The 22,162-nt window shown below is 68.8% G+C and carries 21 protein-coding genes; all 21 read right to left on the bottom strand.

Annotated features, from left to right (window positions below; all coding sequences use genetic code 11):
- Positions 1-44: 44 nt before the first annotated feature.
- The 21 genes from IO36_RS04870 to IO36_RS04775 all read right to left on the bottom strand — a co-directional run bounded on the left by IO36_RS04870 (position 45) and on the right by IO36_RS04775 (position 22,157).
- Positions 45-593, bottom strand: a complete 549-nt coding sequence (locus IO36_RS04870) for a hypothetical protein (protein ID WP_037616471.1) — start codon at positions 591-593, stop codon at positions 45-47.
- A gap of 46 nt (positions 594-639) precedes the next feature.
- The gene (locus IO36_RS04865) at positions 640-4,071 is read right to left on the bottom strand and encodes a hypothetical protein (protein ID WP_037616468.1); all 3,432 of its coding nucleotides are present in this window, start codon (positions 4,069-4,071) and stop codon (positions 640-642) included.
- 50 nt (positions 4,072-4,121) lie between these two features.
- Positions 4,122-7,856, bottom strand: a complete 3,735-nt coding sequence (locus tag IO36_RS04860) for a phage tail tape measure protein (protein ID WP_037616465.1) — start codon at positions 7,854-7,856, stop codon at positions 4,122-4,124.
- Positions 7,857-7,897: 41 nt separating this feature from the next.
- On the bottom strand, positions 7,898-8,356 hold the full coding sequence (locus tag IO36_RS04855) for a hypothetical protein (protein ID WP_037616463.1): 459 nt from the start codon (positions 8,354-8,356) through the stop codon (positions 7,898-7,900).
- Between the two features lie 4 nt (positions 8,357-8,360).
- The gene (locus IO36_RS46700) at positions 8,361-8,504 is read right to left on the bottom strand and encodes a hypothetical protein (protein ID WP_158997228.1); all 144 of its coding nucleotides are present in this window, start codon (positions 8,502-8,504) and stop codon (positions 8,361-8,363) included.
- Between the two features lie 116 nt (positions 8,505-8,620).
- On the bottom strand, positions 8,621-9,025 hold the full coding sequence (locus IO36_RS04850) for a hypothetical protein (RefSeq protein WP_037616460.1): 405 nt from the start codon (positions 9,023-9,025) through the stop codon (positions 8,621-8,623).
- Between the two features lie 96 nt (positions 9,026-9,121).
- A complete protein-coding gene (locus IO36_RS04845; RefSeq protein WP_037616458.1) occupies positions 9,122-10,285 on the bottom strand; it encodes a phage tail tube protein in 1,164 nt (387 codons plus the stop codon).
- Complete coding sequence (locus IO36_RS04840; RefSeq protein WP_037616455.1) at positions 10,282-10,542, bottom strand: hypothetical protein; 261 nt, start codon at positions 10,540-10,542, stop codon at positions 10,282-10,284. The genes IO36_RS04845 and IO36_RS04840 overlap by 4 nt, the downstream gene beginning before the upstream one ends.
- Before the next feature lie 80 nt (positions 10,543-10,622).
- Positions 10,623-11,114 (bottom strand): hypothetical protein, encoded by a 492-nt coding sequence (locus IO36_RS04835; RefSeq protein WP_158997226.1) that lies wholly within the window; start codon positions 11,112-11,114, stop codon positions 10,623-10,625.
- 12 nt (positions 11,115-11,126) lie between these two features.
- On the bottom strand, positions 11,127-11,795 hold the full coding sequence (locus tag IO36_RS04830; protein WP_037616451.1) for a hypothetical protein: 669 nt from the start codon (positions 11,793-11,795) through the stop codon (positions 11,127-11,129).
- A gap of 3 nt (positions 11,796-11,798) precedes the next feature.
- A complete protein-coding gene (locus IO36_RS04825; RefSeq protein ID WP_037616448.1) occupies positions 11,799-12,110 on the bottom strand; it encodes a hypothetical protein in 312 nt (103 codons plus the stop codon).
- A gap of 66 nt (positions 12,111-12,176) precedes the next feature.
- On the bottom strand, positions 12,177-13,547 hold the full coding sequence (locus IO36_RS04820; protein WP_037616447.1) for an SU10 major capsid protein: 1,371 nt from the start codon (positions 13,545-13,547) through the stop codon (positions 12,177-12,179).
- A gap of 147 nt (positions 13,548-13,694) precedes the next feature.
- A complete protein-coding gene (locus IO36_RS04815; protein WP_037616445.1) occupies positions 13,695-15,443 on the bottom strand; it encodes a DUF6582 domain-containing protein in 1,749 nt (582 codons plus the stop codon).
- A 2-nt stretch (positions 15,444-15,445) separates the two neighbouring features.
- Positions 15,446-15,847, bottom strand: coding sequence for a hypothetical protein (locus IO36_RS04810; RefSeq protein ID WP_037616444.1), 402 nt, complete (start codon positions 15,845-15,847; stop codon positions 15,446-15,448).
- 10 nt (positions 15,848-15,857) lie between these two features.
- Positions 15,858-17,306, bottom strand: a complete 1,449-nt coding sequence (locus tag IO36_RS42910; protein ID WP_158997224.1) for a 2'-5' RNA ligase family protein — start codon at positions 17,304-17,306, stop codon at positions 15,858-15,860.
- 16 nt (positions 17,307-17,322) lie between these two features.
- Positions 17,323-17,523: a hypothetical protein gene (locus IO36_RS04800; RefSeq protein ID WP_037616442.1), complete on the bottom strand. Its 201-nt coding sequence runs from the start codon at positions 17,521-17,523 to the stop codon at positions 17,323-17,325.
- A 90-nt stretch (positions 17,524-17,613) separates the two neighbouring features.
- On the bottom strand, positions 17,614-19,185 hold the full coding sequence (locus tag IO36_RS04795; protein WP_037616440.1) for a phage portal protein: 1,572 nt from the start codon (positions 19,183-19,185) through the stop codon (positions 17,614-17,616).
- Positions 19,176-20,705, bottom strand: a complete 1,530-nt coding sequence (locus IO36_RS04790) for a terminase large subunit domain-containing protein (protein ID WP_037616437.1) — start codon at positions 20,703-20,705, stop codon at positions 19,176-19,178. Before IO36_RS04790 ends, IO36_RS04795 begins: the two co-directional genes overlap by 10 nt.
- Positions 20,706-20,720: 15 nt before the next feature.
- Positions 20,721-21,392, bottom strand: a complete 672-nt coding sequence (locus tag IO36_RS04785) for a hypothetical protein (protein WP_037616436.1) — start codon at positions 21,390-21,392, stop codon at positions 20,721-20,723.
- Complete coding sequence (locus IO36_RS04780; RefSeq protein WP_158997222.1) at positions 21,392-21,829, bottom strand: hypothetical protein; 438 nt, start codon at positions 21,827-21,829, stop codon at positions 21,392-21,394. The genes IO36_RS04785 and IO36_RS04780 overlap by 1 nt, the downstream gene beginning before the upstream one ends.
- Before the next feature lie 10 nt (positions 21,830-21,839).
- On the bottom strand, positions 21,840-22,157 hold the full coding sequence (locus IO36_RS04775) for a hypothetical protein (RefSeq protein ID WP_158997220.1): 318 nt from the start codon (positions 22,155-22,157) through the stop codon (positions 21,840-21,842).
- Between the last annotated feature and the right edge of the window lie 5 nt (positions 22,158-22,162).

Below are 22,162 nucleotides of genomic sequence, written 5' to 3'. Positions count from 1 at the left end.
GGGGACTGGAGCCGCACGATGTGCGGACAGATGAGAGGGGGCCGTCAGCCGGAGATCCACCAGACGCCCATGGCGCACGCGACGTCGCTGGCGGCAGACGTGTTCAGTGCGGCGCCGGATGTCTGCAGGCCCATGACCTCGATGTAGTCGCCGACGGCGCAGGCGACTTGGGCGTGGGTGGCCACGCCTGATGAGTGGGAGGCGGTGGCGGCCAGGGTCTTCACGAAGGAGCCGGCGATCGACGTGCCGTTGACGGCGATGCGGGCGGCGCGGTTGCCGGTGGCGTTCGCTGCGAACGCGGCGACGCCCGTGACGGCGTAGGTTCCGGCGACCTGGACCACGTACCGGCTGGTGTTCGTCGAGGTGCTGTGCCCGTTGTCGCTGTCGAACGCTTCGGTGTCCAGCGTGAGCGAGGTCCACGTGTTGTCGGCCAGGGACTGGACGGACGTCTGGTAGCCGCGGAAGCGCGGCACGCCGTTGGTGCCGGTGCCCATCAGGAAGTTCATGGTCGCGGAGACCTGGGCCGTCCACAGGGCGGCGCTGATGAAGTTGCCGGGCACTTCGGTGGCGACGACAGGCACGGTACGGGCCACGCGGGACCTCCAGACGGGAAGAGGGCCCGCGCGGGCCCGGAACGGGTCAGTAGGAGAAGGCGACCGAGTCGAATCGGCCGACGGCGTCCCACGTCGTGGGGTCCGTCGTGCCGGCCGGGAGGACGTCGCAGACGATGTCGCCCGCCGTATGCGCCTTGGTGGTGGCCGCGGTCAAGGTGATCGTGGCCGTGGTCCAGCCGGACGAGGTGGCGCCGACGGCGGAGACGGTGACGGTCTCCTGGTTGGCGGTGTTCTGGCCGAGGACGATCTGGTCGCCGGCCGCGAGCTGGGCGGCGAGCGGGTTCACGTTGTCGGCGCTGGCGTCGATGCTGATGCTGGTGACGCCTGAGGCGATCGTGGTGTGGAGGGTGGTGTGCCAGGCGGTGACGATGCCGTACGGGGTGAGGTCCGCCGGGCTGCATTGCAGGGTGAGCGTTGCGTCGCCGTTGTCGCCGAAGTCCCAGCTGAGGTTTTCGAGGAAGCACTCCACCTGAGTCGCAGGCACGTTGGGGGCCCGGCGCATGACTCGGATTCGCATGCCGAGTTCGAGGGCCAGGCATACGGGCCACATTGCGGGATTTGCGGAGGGGTGCAGTTTGATGGAGGAGACGCGGGTTGCCGGGTTTTTGTACCTGCTGAGGAGGTAGTTCGCGGCGTCCTGGCATTCCAGGCTGGACGAGGAGTTGATGGTGCGGCTCATCGTCCGGGGGAAGAAGTTCGACGCGGAGGTGGCGTCTTGGGCGTAGAAGTTCTGCCCGCCGGATTCCTGTGTGACGGTGACCTGATTGGACAGGTGGGTGGAGTCGTAGTCGAGGGTGATGTCCTCGTAGGGCCACTCCCCCGCGCCCGTGTTTTCCCCGAACGTGTAGACCGGGGTGGTGGCGTTGTAGCGGGCGCTGCGGGCCTTGAATTGGACGCTGCCCGCCTTGTCGACGAAGTGCTCGCCGCCTTCGGTGTCCGCGACCGCCTGGAGGGCGCTGACCGCATCCTGGCCGTCAAGGTTGGCCGGGCCCATGCTGGTGGTCAGGCCGGTCTGAAGCGTGGACGGGCCGGTGTATCCGGCGTAGCGGAGAATTCGAGCGTAGCGGGCGTTGGTGGATTCTCCTGCGCAGGCCGATTTCCAGGCCGTGTAGAGGTTGGTGATCGCTGCTCCGGATGTGAGCATGGCCGGGAATTCAGCGGCAAAGGAAATGTCGCCCTTGAAATTGAAGGCTGTGCCGTTGCCGACGGTGACGTCAACGAATGCGCCGAGATTGTCGCTGACCAGCCCGGTCGGGGTGTTGTTGGTGGGGATGCTGCCGAGGTAGGCGGCGGGCGAACCGTCCTGGCTGGCAAGGATCTGCTGAGTGGCCTGGTTGTAGCCGAAAATCAGCAGATGCCAGTTGCCGTCCACGCAGTTCGTGGCGCCACCGAAATACGTCGATGTTCCGGCGCCGGAGGGGCCCTGCACCCACACCAGAGGCTTTCCGGTGGTGTCCAGAAGAACGTAAATATGGCTGCCGGAAGGGACGCCGCCGGAGCGCTGGTTGTCCATGCAGGTCCACAGATAGGCGCCGGACGTAATCGCCGGACCCGTGTAGCGGAACGCCAGGACGCGCGTCCAGGCGGTCGGGTCCGTCGGTCCGACGATGCCTGCCGAGGTGAGTTTGATGAAGGTCGCGTTCCCGGTGAGCGCGGCCCCCGGGTTGGCGTTGTTGATCGTGGCGACGGTGCCGCCGCCAGAGCCGGTGTACGTGCCGGTCGCGTCGGTGGATGTGATCGCGTTGCCGAATGTCAGGCTGCCTGCGCCGTATTTGCTGATGGCGAGCTGCGCGGGTGGGCAGTTGCCGGTCCAGTCGGCGACGCTCGTGCTGCCGGCCGGGTCGTCGAGGCGGTACACGAACCGCGGGCTGTTGGAGTTGATCTCCTGGGTGAGCGGGTCGGACAGCTGCTTCTGCGACAGCAGGGAGAACGCGTCAACGGCGGTCGGCTGAACCAGGCCGTAGGTACCGGACATGTTCCAGGACGACGGCCAGCGCTCGAGGAACCCGGCGTAGATCGGGAACCAGACGCCGGGGCACGTCCACGGCGTGGCGACCGAGCCCTTCTCCGCCTGCCAGCCGTCGATCTGCATGCTCGCGGTCGCGGCTGCGGTGGAGGCGAGCGCGACTCCCACGTCCATTCCGGCGGCGGTCGCGGGGGCGGTCGCTGTGACGGTGAGGGTGGTCCACCCTGCGGTCGTCGAGCCGGTCAGGGCGGTGGCGCTGCCGTAGTTGAAGCTGCTGGGGGTGGTGGGGACGCTGGTGGCCGTGTACCAGCCGATGAACGCCTGAACGGACAGCGACGTGGCGGCGGTGACGTTCCTGACCCGGATCGTAAGGGTGTACGTCTGCCCGGGAATCGCGGACCAGCGTGGGGTGTGCACCAGGCGCGTTGTGGCGGTGAGTCCAGAGGTGACGGAGTTCTGGATGACGGTTCCGCCCTGCCACGCCGAGCTGGAGGCTACGAAGCTGGCATTTGGGTCGCTGAAGGTCATGTCGCTGCCGGACGTGCCCGCGGGGATGACGCCCAGGCTGTACCCGCCGAGGTCTCCGGCGGTAGCCATCACCTGGTCCAACAAGTTCCGCGTCGGCGGCCACTGGGCACGTCGACGGTAAGGCTGGTACGGAGAAATTCGCCCGAACCACGGTCCGGACGCGTTCAGCGGGTCCAGGGCGGCGTCCGTGTTCGCCAGCGTGAGCCCTGCCTCACCCGAGCGGACCTGGTCGAGTTCGTACTGGCGGCCGCGGCTGACCGTGACACTGTCGCGGGTCCGGTCAGTGATCTCCACGAAGCGGTCGCTCGGCGAATCGCCGCCGTTGCTGTTCCAGTACGGGCCCCAGGCGTCCTCGATCAGGGGCCAGTTGGGGTTGAACTGGCCGCCGAGCCGGGTGTTGATGTTGCTGATCGCGGTGGCGTTGCCGGAGACCTCGGTCACGGAGGCCTGCGACTCGAACTGCACGGTGAGCGCGGCCGCCGACCAGGAGTAGGCCATGCTGGACTGGTTCGTCCAGTTCAGGCCGTCCGGGGACGTGTCGGCGTAGAACGACCCTCCGGACTCGCGGATCCTCCACCAGCGGTGCTGGTGGGGGTCGTAGGTCGGCAGGGTGACCGAGGTGAGCGTGCCGCCGATCTGCATGGTCTGCTTGAAGACGCCGCTCTCGACCCTCATCGTCACGGCGTTGTTGGAGTCCAGGCGCACGCGCATGATGCTCTTGGTGCCGCCGTTGCCGTTCGGGGCGACGCCGATCTGTGCGGACAGGCTGGAGTTGGTGGCGTCGTAGAGGCTGGTGGTGCCGAAGACGTTGATGCCGCCCAACGCTGTGGGGATGGCCAGGGCGACGACATCGTTGACGGTGTCGAGCGTTGCGGATCCGGCGGTGATGTTGTTCCACAGGCCGGTGTTGATCGCGGCCGTGGTGAACGCGTCGGTGAGCAGGCTGAGTTTGGGGTTCGCCACCGGGTGCCGCCTATCTGGCGCCCGGTGGCGCCCTCATCGTGGGGTTGGGGTCAGCGCCTGTACTGGGTGTAGGTGAGCGGGTTACGGGCGCCGCGGCGCAGGAACGCCGCCTCCATGTCCTTGGCCAGCGAGTCGATCGTGCGGATGTTGCCCTCGACGTGGAACGTGAAGTGCTGGTGCACCACCTGGCCGCCCCCGCCTCCTCCCGCCAGCGCCAGTCCGCGCCCCGCGCCCGCCCCTGCGCTCGCCACCGAGTTCGCCAGCTTGTGCACGGCGTTGGTGGCGTGATGGGTGTGGTCCTTGACGCCGGCCGCGAGTCCGCGGGGGATCCACTGGCCGATGGCCGCGAACACCGTCGAGGGGCTCTTGATCCCGAGAGCGTGCTTGATGGCACGCTGCATGGATTTGGCGATCTTCATCATCTGCTTCTCGATCGCCTTCTCCTGCGACTGCAAGCCCTTCACCAGGCCCTGAGCCGACCGGAGCCCGGCCCCGTACATCGAGTCCGCAACAGCCTTGCCCGCGCTGTCAGCGGCACCCTTCGTCGTCTTCTGGAGCGCGTTGATCTGGTCGATCTGCCCCTTCGACGCCCCGGCCAGTGCGGCCGCCGTGGCCCCGCCCTGGTCGACGCCAGCCGCCGCGATCTGCGCGACCAGGTCGCTGCTCAGGCCCTTCTTCTGCAGGGCGCGGAGCTGGTCCGCGAAGTTCACGGCCTTGGACATCTGGTCGCGCATCTTGTTGACGACGTCCTGCGCGGACAGGGCGAACCCCTCCTGCGGCGCCTCCGTCACGATGGAGAAGCCCTGCATGACCCCCTGCGAGACGCTCTTGACCTCGTCGTTCCACTGCTTCTGGACTGCGGTGAGCGCCTTCTGCGCGGCCTTCAGCTTGACGGCGACCTGGTCTCTCCTCGTCGCCAGGCGGCGCAGGAGCGTGTCCTCCTTCTTCGCATACTTCTCGAGGTGCTTGAGCGTCGACTCGTGCGTCATCGCCCAGTGGCGGGTCTTCTTGTTGCCGCGCAGGTCGGAGACCTTGTTGAAGGTCTGGATGAGCAGCGTCTCGATCCGCTTCGTCGCTGCCTTGACCTTGGCCGTGCTCCCGGTCAGACCCTCGATCAGGCCCTCGTTGAGGTAGATCCCGATGTTGCGGAAGACCTTCGAGGGGCTGGCGATGCCGAGGGTCTTCTGGGCCTCGGAGACCATCCCGTTCGCGGTGCCGCGGATGGCCGCGTGCGCGAGGTGGGCATGGTCCGTGACGCCCTTGGCCATGCCCTCGGGGATGGAGCTGCCCACGTGGTCGGCGAACAGCTTGGACGGCGAGTTGATGCCGAGGAACGACTTGGCTTTGTCGAGCGCGCTACTGGCCAGATGCTTCAGCGCGCCGAACAGCGCGCCGGCGGCGTTCGCTACGCCGTGGACCATGCCCATGACGATGCTCTTGCCGATCGACAGGAACTTGCTGCCCCAGTTCTTCGCTGCGCTCCAGGCCTGGTTGAGCTTGTTGCCGATGACGTCCTTGACCTGGCCCATCGTCGAGGAGATGGTGCGCCAGGCCGACTTCACCGGTCCGCTCATGGCCGACGAGATCCGGCCCCAGACGGATGCGGCGGCGCTTCGGATGGCGCCCCAGGCGGAGCTGAGCCAGCCGGAGATGGTGTGCCAGACCGACTGGAGCATGTGCCAGACGCCCATCATCGGCTCGATGATCACCGTGGCGATGACGGCCCAGACGACGGATGCGGCGCCCTTGATCACGTCCCAGCAGCCCTTGAGGAAGCCGAGGATGGCATTCCAGGCGGTCTGGCAGGCGCTCGTGATCTGGGTGTGCCAGTGGTTCCAGATGGCGACCAGGATGGCGATCGGCAAGGCGAAGATGACCAAGAGCAATGGCCACCACTTCTTGAAGAACCCTGCGATCGCGCCCCACACGACGCTGGTGATTGCCGCGATGCGCTGCCAGACGCCGACGATGCCGTGCCACAGCGAGGTGACTCCGCCGACGATGCCGGTCCACACTGCCTGCAGCGCGTGCCAAACCGCGACAGCGGCGGTCCTCACCCCGGCGAACGCCGACTGCACGATCTGCCGGAAGCGTGCGCAGTGGTTGTAGGCGTAGATCAGTCCAGCAGTGAGAGCGACGAGCGCGATCACGACCAAGACGATCGGGTTCGCGTCCATGACGGCGTTCACCAGTGCCTGACCGGCAGCGAAGATCTTCGAGGCTGCGGCAGCGACCTTCTCGGACAGAGCGAAGGCCTTCACGGCCTTCGATGCGGCCATGAGGCCCTTGCCGAGGTCGCCGATGCCTTTGACCGCGCCGATCACCGCTCCGGTCGCGAAGCTGATCACGGCTGCCGTCAGCACTCCGCCGATGACCGCGGCGAGCGCGATTGCGGCCGCCTTGTGCTTCTCGAAGAAGGTGACGACCTTGAGGATGACCGGGATCAGCTTGGTGCCGACGGTGATGGCGGCCGTGGTGACGGCTTCCTTGAGGCGGCCCATCTGGACGTTGAAGGACTGCTGGGTGATCTTCCAGCCCTCAACGTCCTTCGAGGCGTGGTTGAAGGACTCGGAGACCTTGTCCACGCGGTCCTTGAACCCGGCGGAGGACTCGCCTGTGAGCTGCAGCGTCGTGTTGAGACCGATGGCGCCACCCGTCATCTTTTTGATGGCCTCGGTGTACGTCTGGGCTGCCGGGCCGCCCCTCTTGAGTGCGTCGTTGAAGCCGTGCGAGCGCTGGTAGAGGGCGAGGAACTGGGCGCCCATCGCGTTCTGGTCGGCCGGGAGGCTCTTGATCGCCTTCTTGTAGTCGCCGACGGACATGGCGCCCTTGGACAGGCTCGTGGCCATGCCCTGAACGGACTTCGGCATCGAGCCGAGCATGGTCTTGAGGTCGGCCGACGCCTGCTTGGTCTGGTTGAAGGTGGAGAGCAGGAGCGTGCCGGACTTGCCCATCTTGCTGAGCACCGTCTGGGACAGCAGGTCCAGCGTCCCCGTGAGGCCGCGCTTGCCCAGCTTCGTGGACACGTCCGTGGAGGACAGGCCGAGGCGCTGCATCTCCTGCACGGCGACTGCGTTCGGCGCCGCCAACTGGCGGATCGTGGAGGAGAGTTCCTGCGTCGCCTCGCGCGCGGAGGTGCCGTGCTGAGTCAGGGTGGCGATCGCGCCGCCGACCTCACCGAACGAGATCTTGTTGGCGGAGGCGATCGGGATGACCGTGGACAGGCTGCCCGAGAACTCCTCCATGGTCATCTTGCCCTCACCGGCGGCCGTCTTGAGGGCATTCATCACCCTCGTGCTGTCGCTCGCCTTGAGGTGATAGCTCGCCATGACGCTCGTCATGGCGTTGGTGACGTCCTTGAGGCTCGCGCCCTCCTCGCGTGCACCTTGCGACGCGGCCTTCAAGACCTTCAGGCCGTCCCCGGCTCGGTAGCCGGCCTTCTCGACCTGATACATGCCGTCGGACAGTTCGTCGGTCGACGTGCCCGTCTCCCGGGCGAGGGACAGGACGCCGTCGGAGACCTTCTTGAGGTTCTTCGTCGACTCGCCGCAGGCGGTGACCAGCAGGTTCATTTTCTGCTGGAAGTCGCCGGCGGCCTTCACGCCGTAGGCGACGAAGCCGACGCCGACCAGGGTGGTGGCGGCGCCGAGCTTCTTGAGCATCGCCGAGGCGCCGCCCATGCGGCTTGTGAAGGATTCGCCTTCCTCCGAGGCCCGGCGCATGCCGCGGGTGAAGGGTGCGGTCTCGGCGCGCAGGGTGACCCACAGGTCGGCGACCTCTGCCATGCCCCACCTCCATTGCGTTGATCAGGCGGGGTGTTGGCTGGTCAGATGACGTGCTTCCAGCCGGTTCCGTAGGCGGCGCGGTAGATCTGCGGGGCCACGGTGTGGATGACGAAGCGGTAGGCGGGCGCTAGGAAGGGGTAGGTGGCCCCGTTTTTGAGGCCGGTTTCCAGGTAGAGCCCGTACTTGTTGGCGGGGGTCTTGCCATAGGGCGGGGTGAAGCCGACCCCGGTGCCGACGCGGGTGGTCCAGCCGGTGCCGGTCTGGATGATCGGGCTGTGGGTGATGGAGCGCCGCAGGGTGCCTGAGATCACGGCGGGGCCGGTGCCTGGGCGGGCCGGTGTCGGTGTTCGCGGCCGGTGGGCGCCGACGGAGGCGTTGATCTTCGCCTGCCGTTCGATCGCGAGGGCGACCGGTTCGAGGGCGATGCGGCCCCGGACGCGGCCGTGCTCGTCGAGGCGCGCGAAGACCGCGGTGAAGCTCCCGGGACGCAGCTCTGGCATGGCGTCACCCCCGGGCCTGGCGTTCCGCCTTGAATCGCTCGCGTTCGGCCTCTTGCTCCTCGTGGGTGGCGATCATGCCGAGGAAGTCGAGGGTGTAGCGCCGCACGTAGGCGGGTGTTTGCTGGAGCTGCTCCCACGACCAGTGCATACGGCGCATGAGGACGAAGTCGGCCCACTCTGCCGGACTACTGTCGCTGCCCCACGTGCCCTCGATGATGGACTCGACCGGGAGGAGGACTTCCTCGTAGTACGGGGAGCCCGGGCCTACCGAGGGTCCGCAACGCGGCCGACCTCCTCACCGATGCGGTTGATGATGGCCAGCGGGAGACGGCCGACGTTGTCCGCTGTGACCTTGCCGAGGCGCTGCTGTTCTCCGGCGCCGAGGGTCTCGAACAGCTCGGCCGGATCGGCCTCGGGATCGACCTCGACGGGCACTTCCGAGTTGAACGCTTCGTACACCTTCCAGGCGACGATCAGCCGGGCCATCACCCGGTACATCGCCATCTGAGCTTCCTGCGGATCCTTGGGCTGCCCGTCCTCGTCCGTGGGCACATCCTCCGGCTGGATCTCGGACGGCGGCAGTAGCTGCGGGTTCTTCATCAGCACGCTGACGTCTTCCCCGAGTTCCGGGAAGGTGAGCAGGACGTACGGATTGGTGTAACCGGACACGAGGGTTCTCCTTGCGCGATAAGGGCGTTGAGGGCGTGAGACCCCGGCCGCGCGCGTGACGCCCTCACGCACGGGCACGGCCGGGGAGATGAGTCGTCAGTACGCGGTGCTGACGAAGTTCTTCAGGACGGCCTGGACGCTGCCGCTGTCGGTGGCGTTGTAGATGCCGGAGATGCTGAAGTCGGCGGTGACGTAGGTGCCGCCGACCTCGGGCTTGCCCTTGGACCAGCCGCCCTGGGTCGTGGTGATGGAGAGCGCGGATCCGGCCGCGTCGACGCCGGCGCCGACGGGCTGCACGAGGGACATCGACGTCGGGTTGTTCTGCAGGGCCTGCAGGTACAGGTTGTAGTCGGTGTCGTTCTCGTAGATCGCCTTGTAGGTGATGTCCGCGTCGAGGACGCCGGAGAACACCTCGCGCGGCTGCTGGGTCCCGTTCGACGCGTGGATCGCCTCGACCGGCCGCTTCAGCGTGATGTCGTAGGACAGGCCACGGGTCGACGAGGCGCCAGCGTTGGTCATGGCGAACTGCCATCCCAGCAGCGGCGCCGGCTGCGCGAACGCCGGGGTGAACGGGCCCGCCTGGATGGCGGGGATCCAGCCGATGTACTTGGCGCCGCAGGTGACGATGCCCTTCGGGTCGACCTTGAGCTGTACGTCGGACAGCATCTGCCCGGGGTAGCCCCACGCCTCGAGCACGTTCGACTGGGTCAGCGAGTACGTCGGCTTCGCTGCGGTCGCGCTCTGCTTGAAGGTGTGCGTGGTCTGCGACACGACGGCGACAGCGGAGTTGTGGGCGTAGGTGAGGCCGGTCGCGGGGGCGCTGATCGGGATCGTGTACGGGCCCGAACCGGTGGGGGTGCCCGTGGTCGCGAACTCGACCTTGGACCCGGTATCGATCATGATCGTGGAGCCTGCGGGGATCGTGGCCGCCACGCTGATCGACGTCGCGCCCGCCGTGGTCGACGAAGAGAGCGTGGTCGACACACCTGCGGAGACGGTGTCCGGGCCGATGATCCGCAGTGCGTAGCCCAGCGCGTCCGGGTAGCCGTTGAACTCCAGGTCCACCGAGCTGTCGCCAGCGCCCTGGTAGAGGCCCTGGAGGTTCGAGTCGTTGTTGCGGTAGGACTCGTCGCGCAGCTGGTCGTAGGAGACCTCGAAGTCCATCTTCGTGCAGGCCAGGTAGTACGAGGGCGTCACCCAGGTGCCCTGGGTGACCTCCTTGGCGAGGCCCACGTATCCGAGCCGGGACAGCAGCGTCACCGCGGGTCACCTCCGTCCTTCGTGTCGGTGTCCGCCGCGGCGGCGCGCTTCCTGGGGGGCTTGGCCGCGGCGTCGTCGGCGGCCGGCTCGGGCTCGTCACCGACGGCGGTCCAGCCGTCGAGGAGTGCGGGGAACTCGGCGACGTCGCCCGGCAGTACGGCGTAGGCCGGGTGGGCCTCGGTCTCGGCGACGCTGTAGGGGTAGGGGGTGGTGTTGCGCTGCCGGACGGGCGGCGGTGCGGTGGATTCCTGGGGCACGGTGAACTCCTGCGGCGGGGCGGGGAATGAGAAAGGCCCCGCTGCCGGGGCCGGAGAAGGGGAAGCGCAAGGGCGGCGGGTCAGGAGGTGTAGTCCTTGTCGTCCGCGCGGTAGGTGATGGTCGCCGTGAGTTCGGAGCGGGCCTGCATGGACTGTTCCGGGTCGGCGAACTGCACGTCGATCGAGCTGGGGTCTTCGGCGACGCTGAGGAATCTCGCGCCGTGGGTCTTGTCGCCGAAGAGACCGGAGATGCGCTGCACGACCAGGGCGACTGCGTCGTCGAAGTCCTGCTGCACGGACTCGGCTTGGCCCGACGAGGAGGACTGCGGCCAGTACAGGCGGAGCAGGAACATGTGGTGGTCGATCTTGCGGTTGAAGCCGAAGGACTCCACCCGCAGGTTGGGCCGCGTGACGTACAGCCGCGACTGCCGCTGCGCGCCGGTCCTCGGCACGTATGCCTGCACCACGTCGAACGGGCCGCCGTTGGTCTTGAGCAGGCCGGGCAGTCCGTCGTTCACGTCGTAGGCCTGCAGCCAGGCCGTCTCGCGAGACACTGCGTCCGCTGAGCTCACCGCGACCTCCCGTCAGCTCGGCTGGTAGCGGCAGAGGATCTTCTCGGCCTGGGCGGACAGGGCTCCCGGGTCGTGGCCGAACTGGTTGCCGCCGGGGTCGATTTCAGCGAGCACGAGGACTGCTGCCTGCAGCTTGCAGGCACGGCCCAGGTCAGCCGGTGTGGTGGTGTAGCCGCCGTCGTAGGTCAGGCGGATCAAGGAGCCGAGCGGCAGGAACGTACCGAGCGTGAACCAGATGTGCCCGCTGTCGGGCTCGGCGCCGAGGATGCTCGCCGGGGCCAGGTCCGATGTCCCGCCGTAGGAGCGGAGGATCGTCACCTGGAGGTTGGCGTACGTCCACATCTCCGGGTAGCGAGGGGCGAATTCGTTGAGCCAGCAGTGCCGCACCTGGTCCCCGGGGCCGAGGGCATCCGAGTAGGAACGGCCCAGTGTGCCCTGGAGGTCGAGCGGCATGCTCGCGGCGTCGGTGTACTCGTCCGGGTCGATGCCCGTCGCCCGGTGCGTCTCCGGGACGCCGGTGAACGGCGCCAGGCGGCGGCCGGCGATGCCCTCGCAGACGCGGGTGGATTCGACCATGAGCTGGTCGAGTTCCGGGGCGGCGTAGTCGCGCACGAGGTCCGCGAACTGCCCGCCCTGCATGTCCGCACTGGTGGCGAGCGGGATGGGTGAGTCCGCGGCCACGGGCTACTCCTGGACCGACGCGGCGGGCTTGCGGGCTGCGGCCTTCTTCGCCGGCGGCTTGGAGACGGGCTCGTCGGCGGGCGCGTTCGGGTCGACCTCGGAGAGCTCCTTCTTGGGGTCCGGGTCGTCCTCGGGCACCTGCGGCGGGTCGTCGTCCTCGCTGTCGGCCGGGGTGACCTCGCTGAAGCCGCCGTCGGGGATCGCCATCAGGGAGGCGATCTGCTCGGGGTCGTCGATCTCGATGACGGCGCCGTCCTCAGGCCAGGCGTGGCCGTACGAGTCGGAGCCGGCCGCGGCCTTTCGAATGAGAGCCATGCTCTGCACTCCTCACGGTAGGGGTGCGGGCGCGCCACCCGGACGGGGTGGCGCGCCGCACAGGGGTCAGCTGGACAGGGTGGTGGTGACGCGGGCCGCGCGGCCCAGGAACTTCGGGGCCCGGACGGCGAGGCAGGTGTCCGAGGCGATCGCGAACGGCAGCTGGTCGGGGCCCGACGTGGTCGGGTAGACGTCCAGCGGGGACAGCTCGCGCACGTAGGGGCGGGTGACGAAGTTCTTGTCGCGGGCCATCAGGTAGATGGACTCCTGGCCCGTGGCGGACGGCTTCGCCGACGAGTTGGTACCGACGTAGGCGGCCGGACCCTGGGCGGGGACGGTGGAGCCGTTCTTCGGGGTGAGCTTGGTGCCGTCGTCGACGATGCTCGTGGTGAGCACCGGGGTGACGCCGTCGGCGGCGAGGCCGACGCAGGCGTCGACGTAGCCGAGGAGGGTCTCCGCACCCGTGCTGGTGCTGCGGTAGACCTTGTAGAGGTTGGGCTGGGAGCCGTCGAGGCCGGTCGGCGTCGAGAACGACAGCGTGACCGTGCTGGTGCTGCCGGTGGTGGCCTGGGAGACCTCGGTGGAGGGGAGGATCTCGCCCTGGCGGGCGATGACCGGGACGATCTGGTAGTAGTACGTGGCCGCGGCGAGGGTGCCGCCGGTGGTGGCGGTTCCCGTGGTGACGGTGCCCATGCCGTAGGACCGGGCGGACAGGAACGACGTCTTGATGATCGGGATGTCCCGGTAGGACGGCACGTTCAGGCCGGCCGCGACCTGGATCTGTCCCTGGAAGCGCTGCTGAGCCTGAAGCAGCTGGGACACCTTGGAGGCTGCGGTGGAGCTCATGACGAGCATCCACTGGGAGTCGTAGACGCCCATCGCGGACTGCTGCTCGACCATGTCGATGAGGCGGTCCAGGGTGCCCAGCGACATCGCGGCGTTGATGTCGATCGCGTTCTGGCTGTTGCCGGAGAACGTGGACGCGAGGGTGTCGAGGCCGTCGAACTGCGGGTAGGCGCCGAGCGAGGTGGATCCCTGGTTGCCCCAGAGGATGGCGGTCTCGATGTCCCAGTACAGGCCCTGGATGGCGCCTTCGACTTCCTGCTGCTTCAGGTCGCCGATGAGGCCCTTGGTGACGGCCTGGGCGTAGCCGGTGACGGCGCCCACGGCCTGCATGTTGCGGATGGTGTACGAGTTCTGCACGTACGTGGAGTTGGAGACCGGGCGGGCGCCGCCGTCCGTGACGAACCCGCCGGCCGCGCGGGCGGTCCGCTGGTTGAAGTAGTAGACCGTCGAGTCCCACTTGGTGGTCGGGATCGACCGGACCAGCGGGGAGTAGCGCCGCTGGTACTCCAGCAGCATCGGGTCGACGATCGTGGGGACAAGCGGGGATGCGCCGGAGGCGGTCAGCGCCTCGCGGAGTTCGTTTGTGCTCATGCTGATGCCTCTTTGGGCTGGTGGGGACATGGCGAAGCCCCGCGCACGAAGGGGGTGCGGCGGGGCTGGGCGACCATCACTGCCGTGTCGGCACCAGCAGACTGCTGGCGGTCAGGGTGGTTCAGGGGACGCCTGGGGCGTCGGAGGTCAGCGGCCCTGGAAGATCGCGCCGGTGGTCACGGGGGCGATGTGCTTGCTCCACTCCTCCGGCGTGTACTCGTGGAGCGGCTTGTCGGGCGCGCCCTCGGGCAGGGTCTGCGCGTCGGCCGCGCCCCCGGCGGTCTCGGAGACCTGCGGGACGAGGCCCTTGCGGGCCGGGCCGCCGGTGGTGGCGACGTGCTCCTGGATCGCCTTAGGCAGCGCTGCGGCGACGCCCTCTGCGACCAGGCGAGCGATGCGCTGGTCCTCGGTCTCAGTGACCTCGGTGGCCGCGACCTGAGTCTCGGCGACCTGCTCGGCCGGCGCGGACTCTGTCGCAGCCGCGGGCGCCACCGGAGGCGGTGCGATGCGGTCGAGGAGCTGCGCGAACTGCGCGTCGGACAGGTGGACCCCACCAGCGGCGGGGACGGCAGCGGTCTCGGCCGCCTGGGTGGTGGACTCCGCCATGGCGGGCCCCTCCTCTTCTTCTCGGGTGGGGTTGTCGGCGGCCGGTGTCTCCGGCGCCGAGGTCTGTGTGGGGGCGGACTCCGTCGCGTCGCCGTCGTCTTCGCCCATGCAGTGCTGGCAGTCACCGGCGGCGCACTTGCACGGGCAGCCGCCGGGGGTGTCCGGGACCGCGCATCCGCAGCCGCACGGGCACACCGCGCCGGCCGCGCTCGCCGCCGGGGTGTCGTCGCCGGGCTGCCCGGGGACGTCCACGTCGGCGTCGAGGTCAGGGTCGATGGCGATGATGGCCTGCACGGCGCCCGCCATGGCTGCACGGCCGACGGCGTCCAGATCGTGGGGGTCGAGCGAGTACGAGGAGACGGTGACCGTCGTCGGCCCGTTGGTGAGGCTGACGTACAGGTTGCCGGCGTCCTTGGAGTCCATGCCCCAGCACTCGGCGAGCGTCTCGCTCACCGCGGAGGCGGGCTCGATCAGCCAGCCCTCCTGCGTGGCGACCGTGACGCCGAAGGCCTTGAGTGCCTTGGTGATGCGCTGCTTGATGCGCTTGAGCTGGGCGGACGAGTAGAGGCGGGCGTTGTCCGCCTGGCCGATGTACGACCAAGCGGCCTTGGCCTTTGCCTTGGTCGAGAGGTCGTACCGCTTCTTCTTGTCCGACTGGTAGCCGGGATCGGCGTACGGCCCGTCGCCGGACGGCGGCGCGTCGCCCGTCCCAGCGTCGGCCTCGTCGATGGTGGTCTGCACCAGCGCCTCCTGTACTGACTCGGTGATGAGCACCCGTCCCTCGGGCGCGTTCTCCGCCGGGGCGCTGGTGCCCTCGCGGGTGAAGCCTTCGACCCGCGCGCCGATCACGCCGGGCTTCCGAGTGAAGTCGAGACCGTCGATCTCCAGGTCGTCGGCCGTCTCCACCTGCACCCCGTCCGGGCCCGGTTGCCGCCGTACCTTGCCGACCCAGGCGCCGCGGATCGAAACACCGTCGAGGTAGGGCGGCCCGTCGGTGTCGTCCACGAGGTTGGCGATCGTGCGCGCCTCTTCGGTGTCGGCGAGGTCGGCCGTGTAGCGGGCGCGCCCGTCGTCGAGCTGCACGAGCGAGGTCAGCCGGCCGACGATCTGGGTGGAGTCGTCGTCGGCCGCGTGGTGGGTGAGCATCGTCAGCGGTGCGCCGCTCTCGTCGATGCGCGCAGTGGCCCGGGTGCAGGCCCGGCCGATGCTCTCGGCGGAGTAGAGGCGCCCGTTGCGGGAGACGCCGGGGACGAGGGCGATGCCGGAGATCGTGCCGATGCGAGCAGCCATGGTCACCTCCCGATCAGCGAGATCGCGGCCTGCGGGAAGACCGGGTTGGTGCCGCCGACCGTCCACACGACGCGGCAGATGTTCGGCAGCACCATCGAGCCGAGGCCGCCGATGTGCAGGCCGCAGGACGTGTTGGTGAAGTTCGGGCTGCTCGTGAGCTGCACGGTCTTGGCGACCTGGGCGAACCAGTTCCCGGCTGGGTCCTGGACGTCGATCTGAACGTCGAGGGTGGGGGTGGTGCCCGTCGAGGTCCCTGCGACGTAGACGGCGAGCCACAGGTCCGCGACGTCGGTGATGTTGATGGAGCCGCTGTTCGCCGATCCGGCGCCGCTCAGCGTGGTACTCACGCCGTTGCCCGCGAGGGTCCACAGCGTGCGGGCGGAAGGGTAGTGCGCGCCGCTCACGGCAGCCTCCTCATGCGAACCAGCTCGCGAAATTCGACAGGGACATGGCCGCGGCGTAGCAGCAGCGGCAGACGGGATGGGTGGGCAGTCGGGGCACGTCGAGCGTCGGCCAGGGGCTTCCGGCCTCGTAGTCGATGCAGCTCTCGCAGACGCGGCCGTCGCCTGCGGTGATGACGTCGATCTGCTGAACGCCCTCGGAGCGGTAGAGGCGCAGCGCGCCGTCGTCGGCGGCGGCGGTCATCGCCCAGTCGACGACGAAGGCGACCGCGTCGACGTCCTCGGAGGCGAGGATGTCCATGGCGGCGTCGATCATCTCGTCGCGGGAGGCTCCGTCCTCTGCCGCCTGGGAGAGGGCCTTGCCGAGGTCGTCGGCCGCGCGGTCGACTGTCCGGCCGAGCCAGCCGTCCGCGTTGCCCCACAGTTCGTCGAGGCGGGCGAGGGATTCGTAGGCGTCGCTGAAGGCGAGGTTCCAGTCCAGGCCGAGGAGGGCTGCACGTTCGGCGGCGATGGCCACCGCGTTGACCATGCCCTCGGCGTTCCCGGCGGCGATGGCGTCGCGGATCGTCTGGCGCACCTTGGTCCAGCCGGTGAGGTCGGCGAGCGCGCCAAGCATGCTGCGGGCGGCGGCGAGCGCGTCGCTGAGGAAGTCCCGGACGCCTTCGGTGAGGTTGGCCTGGCTGCGGAACCGGTCGACCATGACCGTCACGGCGTCGCGGTTGATGAGGTCCCGCCAGGCGTCGGTGACGAGCCTGGTGTGCTCGGCCTGTTTCTCCTCGCGGCGGCCGAACAGCTTGGCCCACATGCCTTCCAGGCGGCCGAGGTCGATGGTGACTTCGAGGATGTGCGGGTCGTTCGCGCGCTCGATCGCGGTCTGGACGGCGGCGGTGCTGGCTGCCTTCACCCGCTCGGTCATCGGGCCGCCGGACAGTGCCCAGCCGGCGGCGAAGGCTTCGCGCGCGGGCCCGGTGATCGGATGCTCCAGCGTGTGGTCTGTGCGGTCGGTGCCGTGGACGGCGGCAATGGCCGTGAACTCGACCTGCTGCGCGCCGAGTCGGTCGAGGGGGGCCTCGTCGTCGGGGTCGAGATAGGTGATCGTGAGGTGGGCTGTGAACCCGTGGTCGCGCGGTGGTTGGATTCCGCGTTCCTGGAGGGCGTCGAGAGTGTCTCGGCGGAGGTCTTCGAGGTCAGGCGAGTCGACGAGGGCGACGATGACGTCCTTGTCGCCGCCCGTGAACCGGGCGTGTCCGGCGAGCTGGGCTGTGAACGGCTGGCGCTCGGCGAGAGCTGCGACGATCTCGCGGAGCGCGTCACCGTCGACGTCGGCGGCGTCACCGAGGTAGGCGACAGTGACGTGCATTTCCTCTGCCGGGAGACCGTCGTCGACTGCGAGCGCCTGCGCGAGTTCGGGTGGGGGGTAGAGGGCGATCATGCAGCCGTCGGAGTAGTCCGGAGACGCCACGGTCACCCCCTGCGGGTCAGCCGTCCGTGGTGCTGACGGGTCTGAGCTGGACCAGCTTGGCTTGGGAGAGGATGAAGAGCGGGACGTCACCGAAGAACTTGGCCCAGGCGTCCTTCAGGCGCTGCGCCTCGGCCGCAGTAATGCCCTGGTCGGACTGGACGACGAAGGCGTCGCCCGGCTGGATCTCGATCTTCTTCAGATCCTGGATGTCGATCATCCGACCCTCTTCTTGATCAGCGCGGTCACGTCCTTCGCCCGGAGCGGATGCCCGGGCGGATCCGGGGGCTGGACGGGCTGCGGCGGCGGGTCAGGCGGCTGCTCGCTCATCGATCCCTCCAGGGAGCGCGGCCAGCGCCTCGCGGAGCCGACGCCGGTACACGTCCCGGGCCGATTCCTCGGGCAGGTCGTCGTCCGGGGCGCTGTCGTCGTCCGATTCCGGCGGCGCGCCGCCCGCGAACGGCACCAACTGCGGCGGCGTGGGGGCCGGTTCCGGCTTCTCCACGCCGATCGGCTCGCCCTGGACCGGCTCGGCCGGATCCAGTGCGGTGCCCTTCAGCTTGGAGGCGATCGACGCCTTGGACGCCGCGTCCATGTCGGCCCAGCTGACGAGGTTCTCGTGGTCAATGAGGATCGGCTGGTCGCCGCCGTCCACGGCGGGTTCGCCGATGTCGGCCCTGTACCGGTTGAGGGTCCAGGCTCCGTTGCGGAGTCGCTGGTCGCGGATTTCCTCGACGGTCTTGCTGTCCCGCATGTCGATGTCGCGGAATTTCAGGCGCCAGCCGGTCACTCCGAATCCGGCCTTGGCCAGGGCGAAGTTGAGGGCTTCGAGGACGAGTTCGGCGATGGGCTGACAAGTGTTGATCATGAAGGTGCGGTCCTGGGACTCCCCCGTACCGCCACCCAGGTTCCCGGACTCGATGATCCCGACCTTCGCCGGAGGCACACCGTACGAGGCGATGATCTCGTCCCGCTTCTGCTCCAGGTACTTGAGGTAGTCCATCGTCCGGGACTGCGCCAGTTCTTCGACCTTGGCGCCGCCCTTGGTGTTGATCGGGTTGCCGATGTTCCTCGGGCCGACGTTCCGTGCCTGGTACTGGGCGTTCCACCGGTTGATCTCCGCCGCCGACGTGCTCGACGCGTGGTCGATCCACAGCTGTGGAGGAGCGCCCTTCCGGAAGATCTCCTTCGTCGTCGCCGCAGCGAACAGCCACCCCGTGATCGGCAGCAACGCGGCCTGCGTCGGCGACACACCGAACACCGAACTGCGAGGCGAGTCCAGCGAGATGTGGATGACCTCGCGCGGCTCGAACGTGGCGCGCTGCCCCATCTCCGTCACCTGCACGTACGAGGTGACGTTGCCGTGCTCGTCGGCGATCGGCATCATGCTCGGGCAGTCCAGCGAGTACAGCGCGACCGGCTGGGAGCCGATCCACACGACCTCGATGTACGCGTCGCCGAACACCAGCAGGTCGACGACCACCGAGCGGAGGATCTGCCGGATGTTCTCCCGCGGGTTGCAGTACGCCAGCATGCCTTCGAGGAGCTTCACCTCGGCCGGCTTGTCCGGCGTCTCCTGGTCGCCCTCGCCGTCGTCGTTGTCCCAGTCCGTGACCAGGCCGCCCGCTGTGATCGTGCGGGCGATCGCGTTCACGGACGCCCAGGCCCACGGGCAGGCCAAGTACGCCTGGTAGAGCTGGTCGAGCGTCGACCGGCGGTCCGTCTGCGTGCCCGCGCCGAGGCCCTGGTTGCTCTCGGTCAGGCCGCCCGGGCCGATCCCGAACTCGTAGCCGGTGCGCTCCGGCAGCTTGCCCTGCGCGGGCGCCCGCTCCAGCACTTCCGGTTCGGCGCGCAGGCCCTGCCACCAACTCTTCAGCCCCACGGGGATTCCACCGTCCTCCCCGCACGCGGCGTGTCGTCATCGTCAGCCCACCAGGCGTCATCCGGCGCAGCCCCGGAGTCCGGGCGCACGGCCATCGTCATTCCCAGCGGCTGCAAGGCGTCGGCGATCGGCTCGGTCGGCGCCTCGTCGAGGATCACCATTTCCGGGCCCGCGCCGAGGTTCGTCAGCAGGTAGCGGAGGCCGTCCGAGGCGTGGTCGTCGGCCGTCGTGTCGGCGTCTTCCGGGTTGCCCTTGGTGGCATGTGGCAGGTCGGTGAGCTCGCGGTAGAGCTCGGTGACCGTGTTGAAGAGGTGGATCATCGGGCAGGTGGTCCAGCCCTGCGCCCGGTGGTGCGGGCACGCCGGGCCTTCTTTGAGGTAGGAGCGGACGCGTTGCCAGCCCGTCACACGGCTGCCGTCGCCCTTCCCTGCCTGGGTGAGGTGGACGCCGTTCTCTGCGTAGACGTCGGAGATTGCTTTCGCGTCGCCGCGGGTGGCCCACATCGCGTCGTCGGCGAACCGGACAGCGACGTGCTCGTCGGCCGTCTCGGCGGCGAGGATCTGCTTGGCCTGATCAGCTTCGCCAACACCGCGCTGGTAGATCTCGCGGTAGACCCAGACGCGGCCGTCTTCGTCGACTGCCGCCCAGAGCACGGCCCATGGGGCGCTGAAGCCCCAGTCGACGCCGTTGTACCGCTTCCACGAGGCGGGCAGGGTGATCGGTTGGACGACGTGCCGGTCGCGCTTGAGCTCGGGGAACATCTGGCCGGCGAACACGTCCCAGTCACCGTCCAGAAAGGCGCTGCGGAGCTTGCCGTCGAGGGCCTGGAGGTCGCCGGCGTACTCGGGGTTGACGTGCGGGTTGTCCGACAGCTTCGAGGGGATGAAGCGGACGGTGCGGTTGCGGGCGTCGGTGATGACCTTCTTGCCGTAGTTCGTCGGCTTGATGTAGCGGGTTTTTACCGCTCCGTGTCCGGCCCCGCCAGGGTTCGTGCCCGAGCGGATGCCGAGGACGGGGATGTCGCGGCGGCCGGACCGCAGCCGGGTCTCCAGGAAGCTGACGACGTCGGGCGGTGTCAGGGTGCGCTCGTCGAACAGCAGCTTCTGGTACTGCCCGCCCTGGCGCCTGGTGGCGTCCTGAACGCTCTCGGCGTACCGGAACATGATCAAGCTGCCGTTAGCGAACTTCAGCTCGAACTCCGTACCGTTCCAGCGCGCCCCCAACGCCTGCGCGAACTCGACCTGCGCCAGCTCGGCGATCAGCGACTCTTTCAGCTCGCCGTACGTCCGCCGGAACGCGCCGACACGGAGTCCCGGGTACTGATCGCAGTCCCGGATCGCGTCCATGAGGAGCGCCCGCGTCTTCCCGCCCCCGGCCGCGCCGCCGTACAGGACGTCGAACTCGGTCGCGGCATGGAATTCGCGCTGCTTCGGAGTCGGCACGTAGCCAAGGAGCCCGAACACGTCGCGGCCCTCGAACGCCTTCGCCGCAAACTCGGACCAGTCCATGGTGGCGGTCATCGGCCGCCTCCCCGGTCAGGATCCCAGCGCGCGCAGATGGCGCGGCACGATCTCCGGTACTCGCTGCCGCTGCTCCGCCGTCAGGTCGAGGTCGGCCAGGATCAGCCTGATCACCTGTGCCACGAGGGCGCCCTGCTCCTCCGCCAGCCGGACCCGCCGCTCCTCGATGCCCGCGCGGATAGCCGCCTCGCACACCTTCACCAGGTGCGTGCGCTCCTGCTGGTACAGCTTCAACCAGACGTTCGGGGAGGCCTCGGAGGTGACCCCATGGTCTTCGCCGCCGGTCTTCTCGCGGGTGACGCCCCATACCAACGGATGCGCGCCGTCCGTCCCGTCCGCGACCGCGCCCTCTTCGATCTCCTGGACGCGTTCCCGCAGCCAGGCGACGTGTCCGGCCGTCCACTGCACCTCGTCGAGGAGCGCCTCCGTGGCGGTGGTCTCGATCTTCCGGCCGTAGGTTGCCACGAGCTTCCGCGCCCTCTCTTCGGACAGCCGCTCCTTGGCCGCTCTGATGCTCTGCGGCGCGGACCCGCCGTGGTGGTGGCAGATGTTCTGGCCGAGCATGGCTGGGGCACCGCACTGCTCCCCGTTGCTCTTCTTGCTGCGGCTCCAGCAGCGGCGGTTGCCGTCCGCCCGGAACTCCTCGAACCCTTCGGGCAGCTCACGTCCATGCCCCTGCTTCGGCATCAGTTGCCGCCCGTCACCCAGTGGTCCGGCAGCAGGGGCGCCTCTTCCAGGGGCGCGGTCGGGGCGGGTTCGGGCTTGCAGCCGCACCCCGGGAGATCGCCTTCGGCCGGGGCCGTGCACGTGCTGGCGTGCACGCGTGCCGCGAGGTCCAGAGTGACGGCATGCGCGGCGCACCCGTACACGGCGCGCGTCATGCCGTCCGCCGACGGCAGCGGCCCGAACACAGGCTCCGGGAGTTGCGGATCGGAGAGGAGGACGACCTGGTCGCGGCGCTCCTGCTCCGCACGGACGGTCTCGGCGACCTCGGCGTCGGTCGGCCGGCGCTGCCACTGCACGACCGCCGCGTCCCCGCAGGCCGTGCACACCGGGCCCTCAGGTGCGGCGGCCGCTGGCGGGGTGGCGAGTTGGGGGGCTGGGGATTGGGTGAGGGCGTCCACGCCAGGCCTCCTAGGTGATCGCGAGCTGTCCGACGGGCAGAACGGGCGTCTCGGGGTTGTCGTGGATCTTGATCCAGTAGGTGTAGCGGCCTGCTGGCAGCTCGACCGTTCCGCTGGGGCCGACGAGGATCTGCGCGCAGTAGGCGCTCGTCCCGGGGTTGGGCTGGCTGGTGTCCCAACTGCCCGTGTACCACTGGGTGGGTTGGGCGCTGCCGCTGGTGAACGCGAACTCAACCGCGTCCACCGTCGGGTTGTAGGGGGCTCCTGCCACGGTGGCGGTCACCTGTGCCTGCACGTACTCCAGGGACTGAACAGAGATCGTTTGCACCCGTG

This window comes from Streptomyces aureus (assembly GCF_000725495.1).
Taxonomy (GTDB): Bacteria; Actinomycetota; Actinomycetes; order Streptomycetales; family Streptomycetaceae; genus Streptomyces; species Streptomyces aureus_B.
Note: the sequence above shows the minus strand (reverse complement) of the source record. Positions and strands in the feature narration are given on the sequence as shown.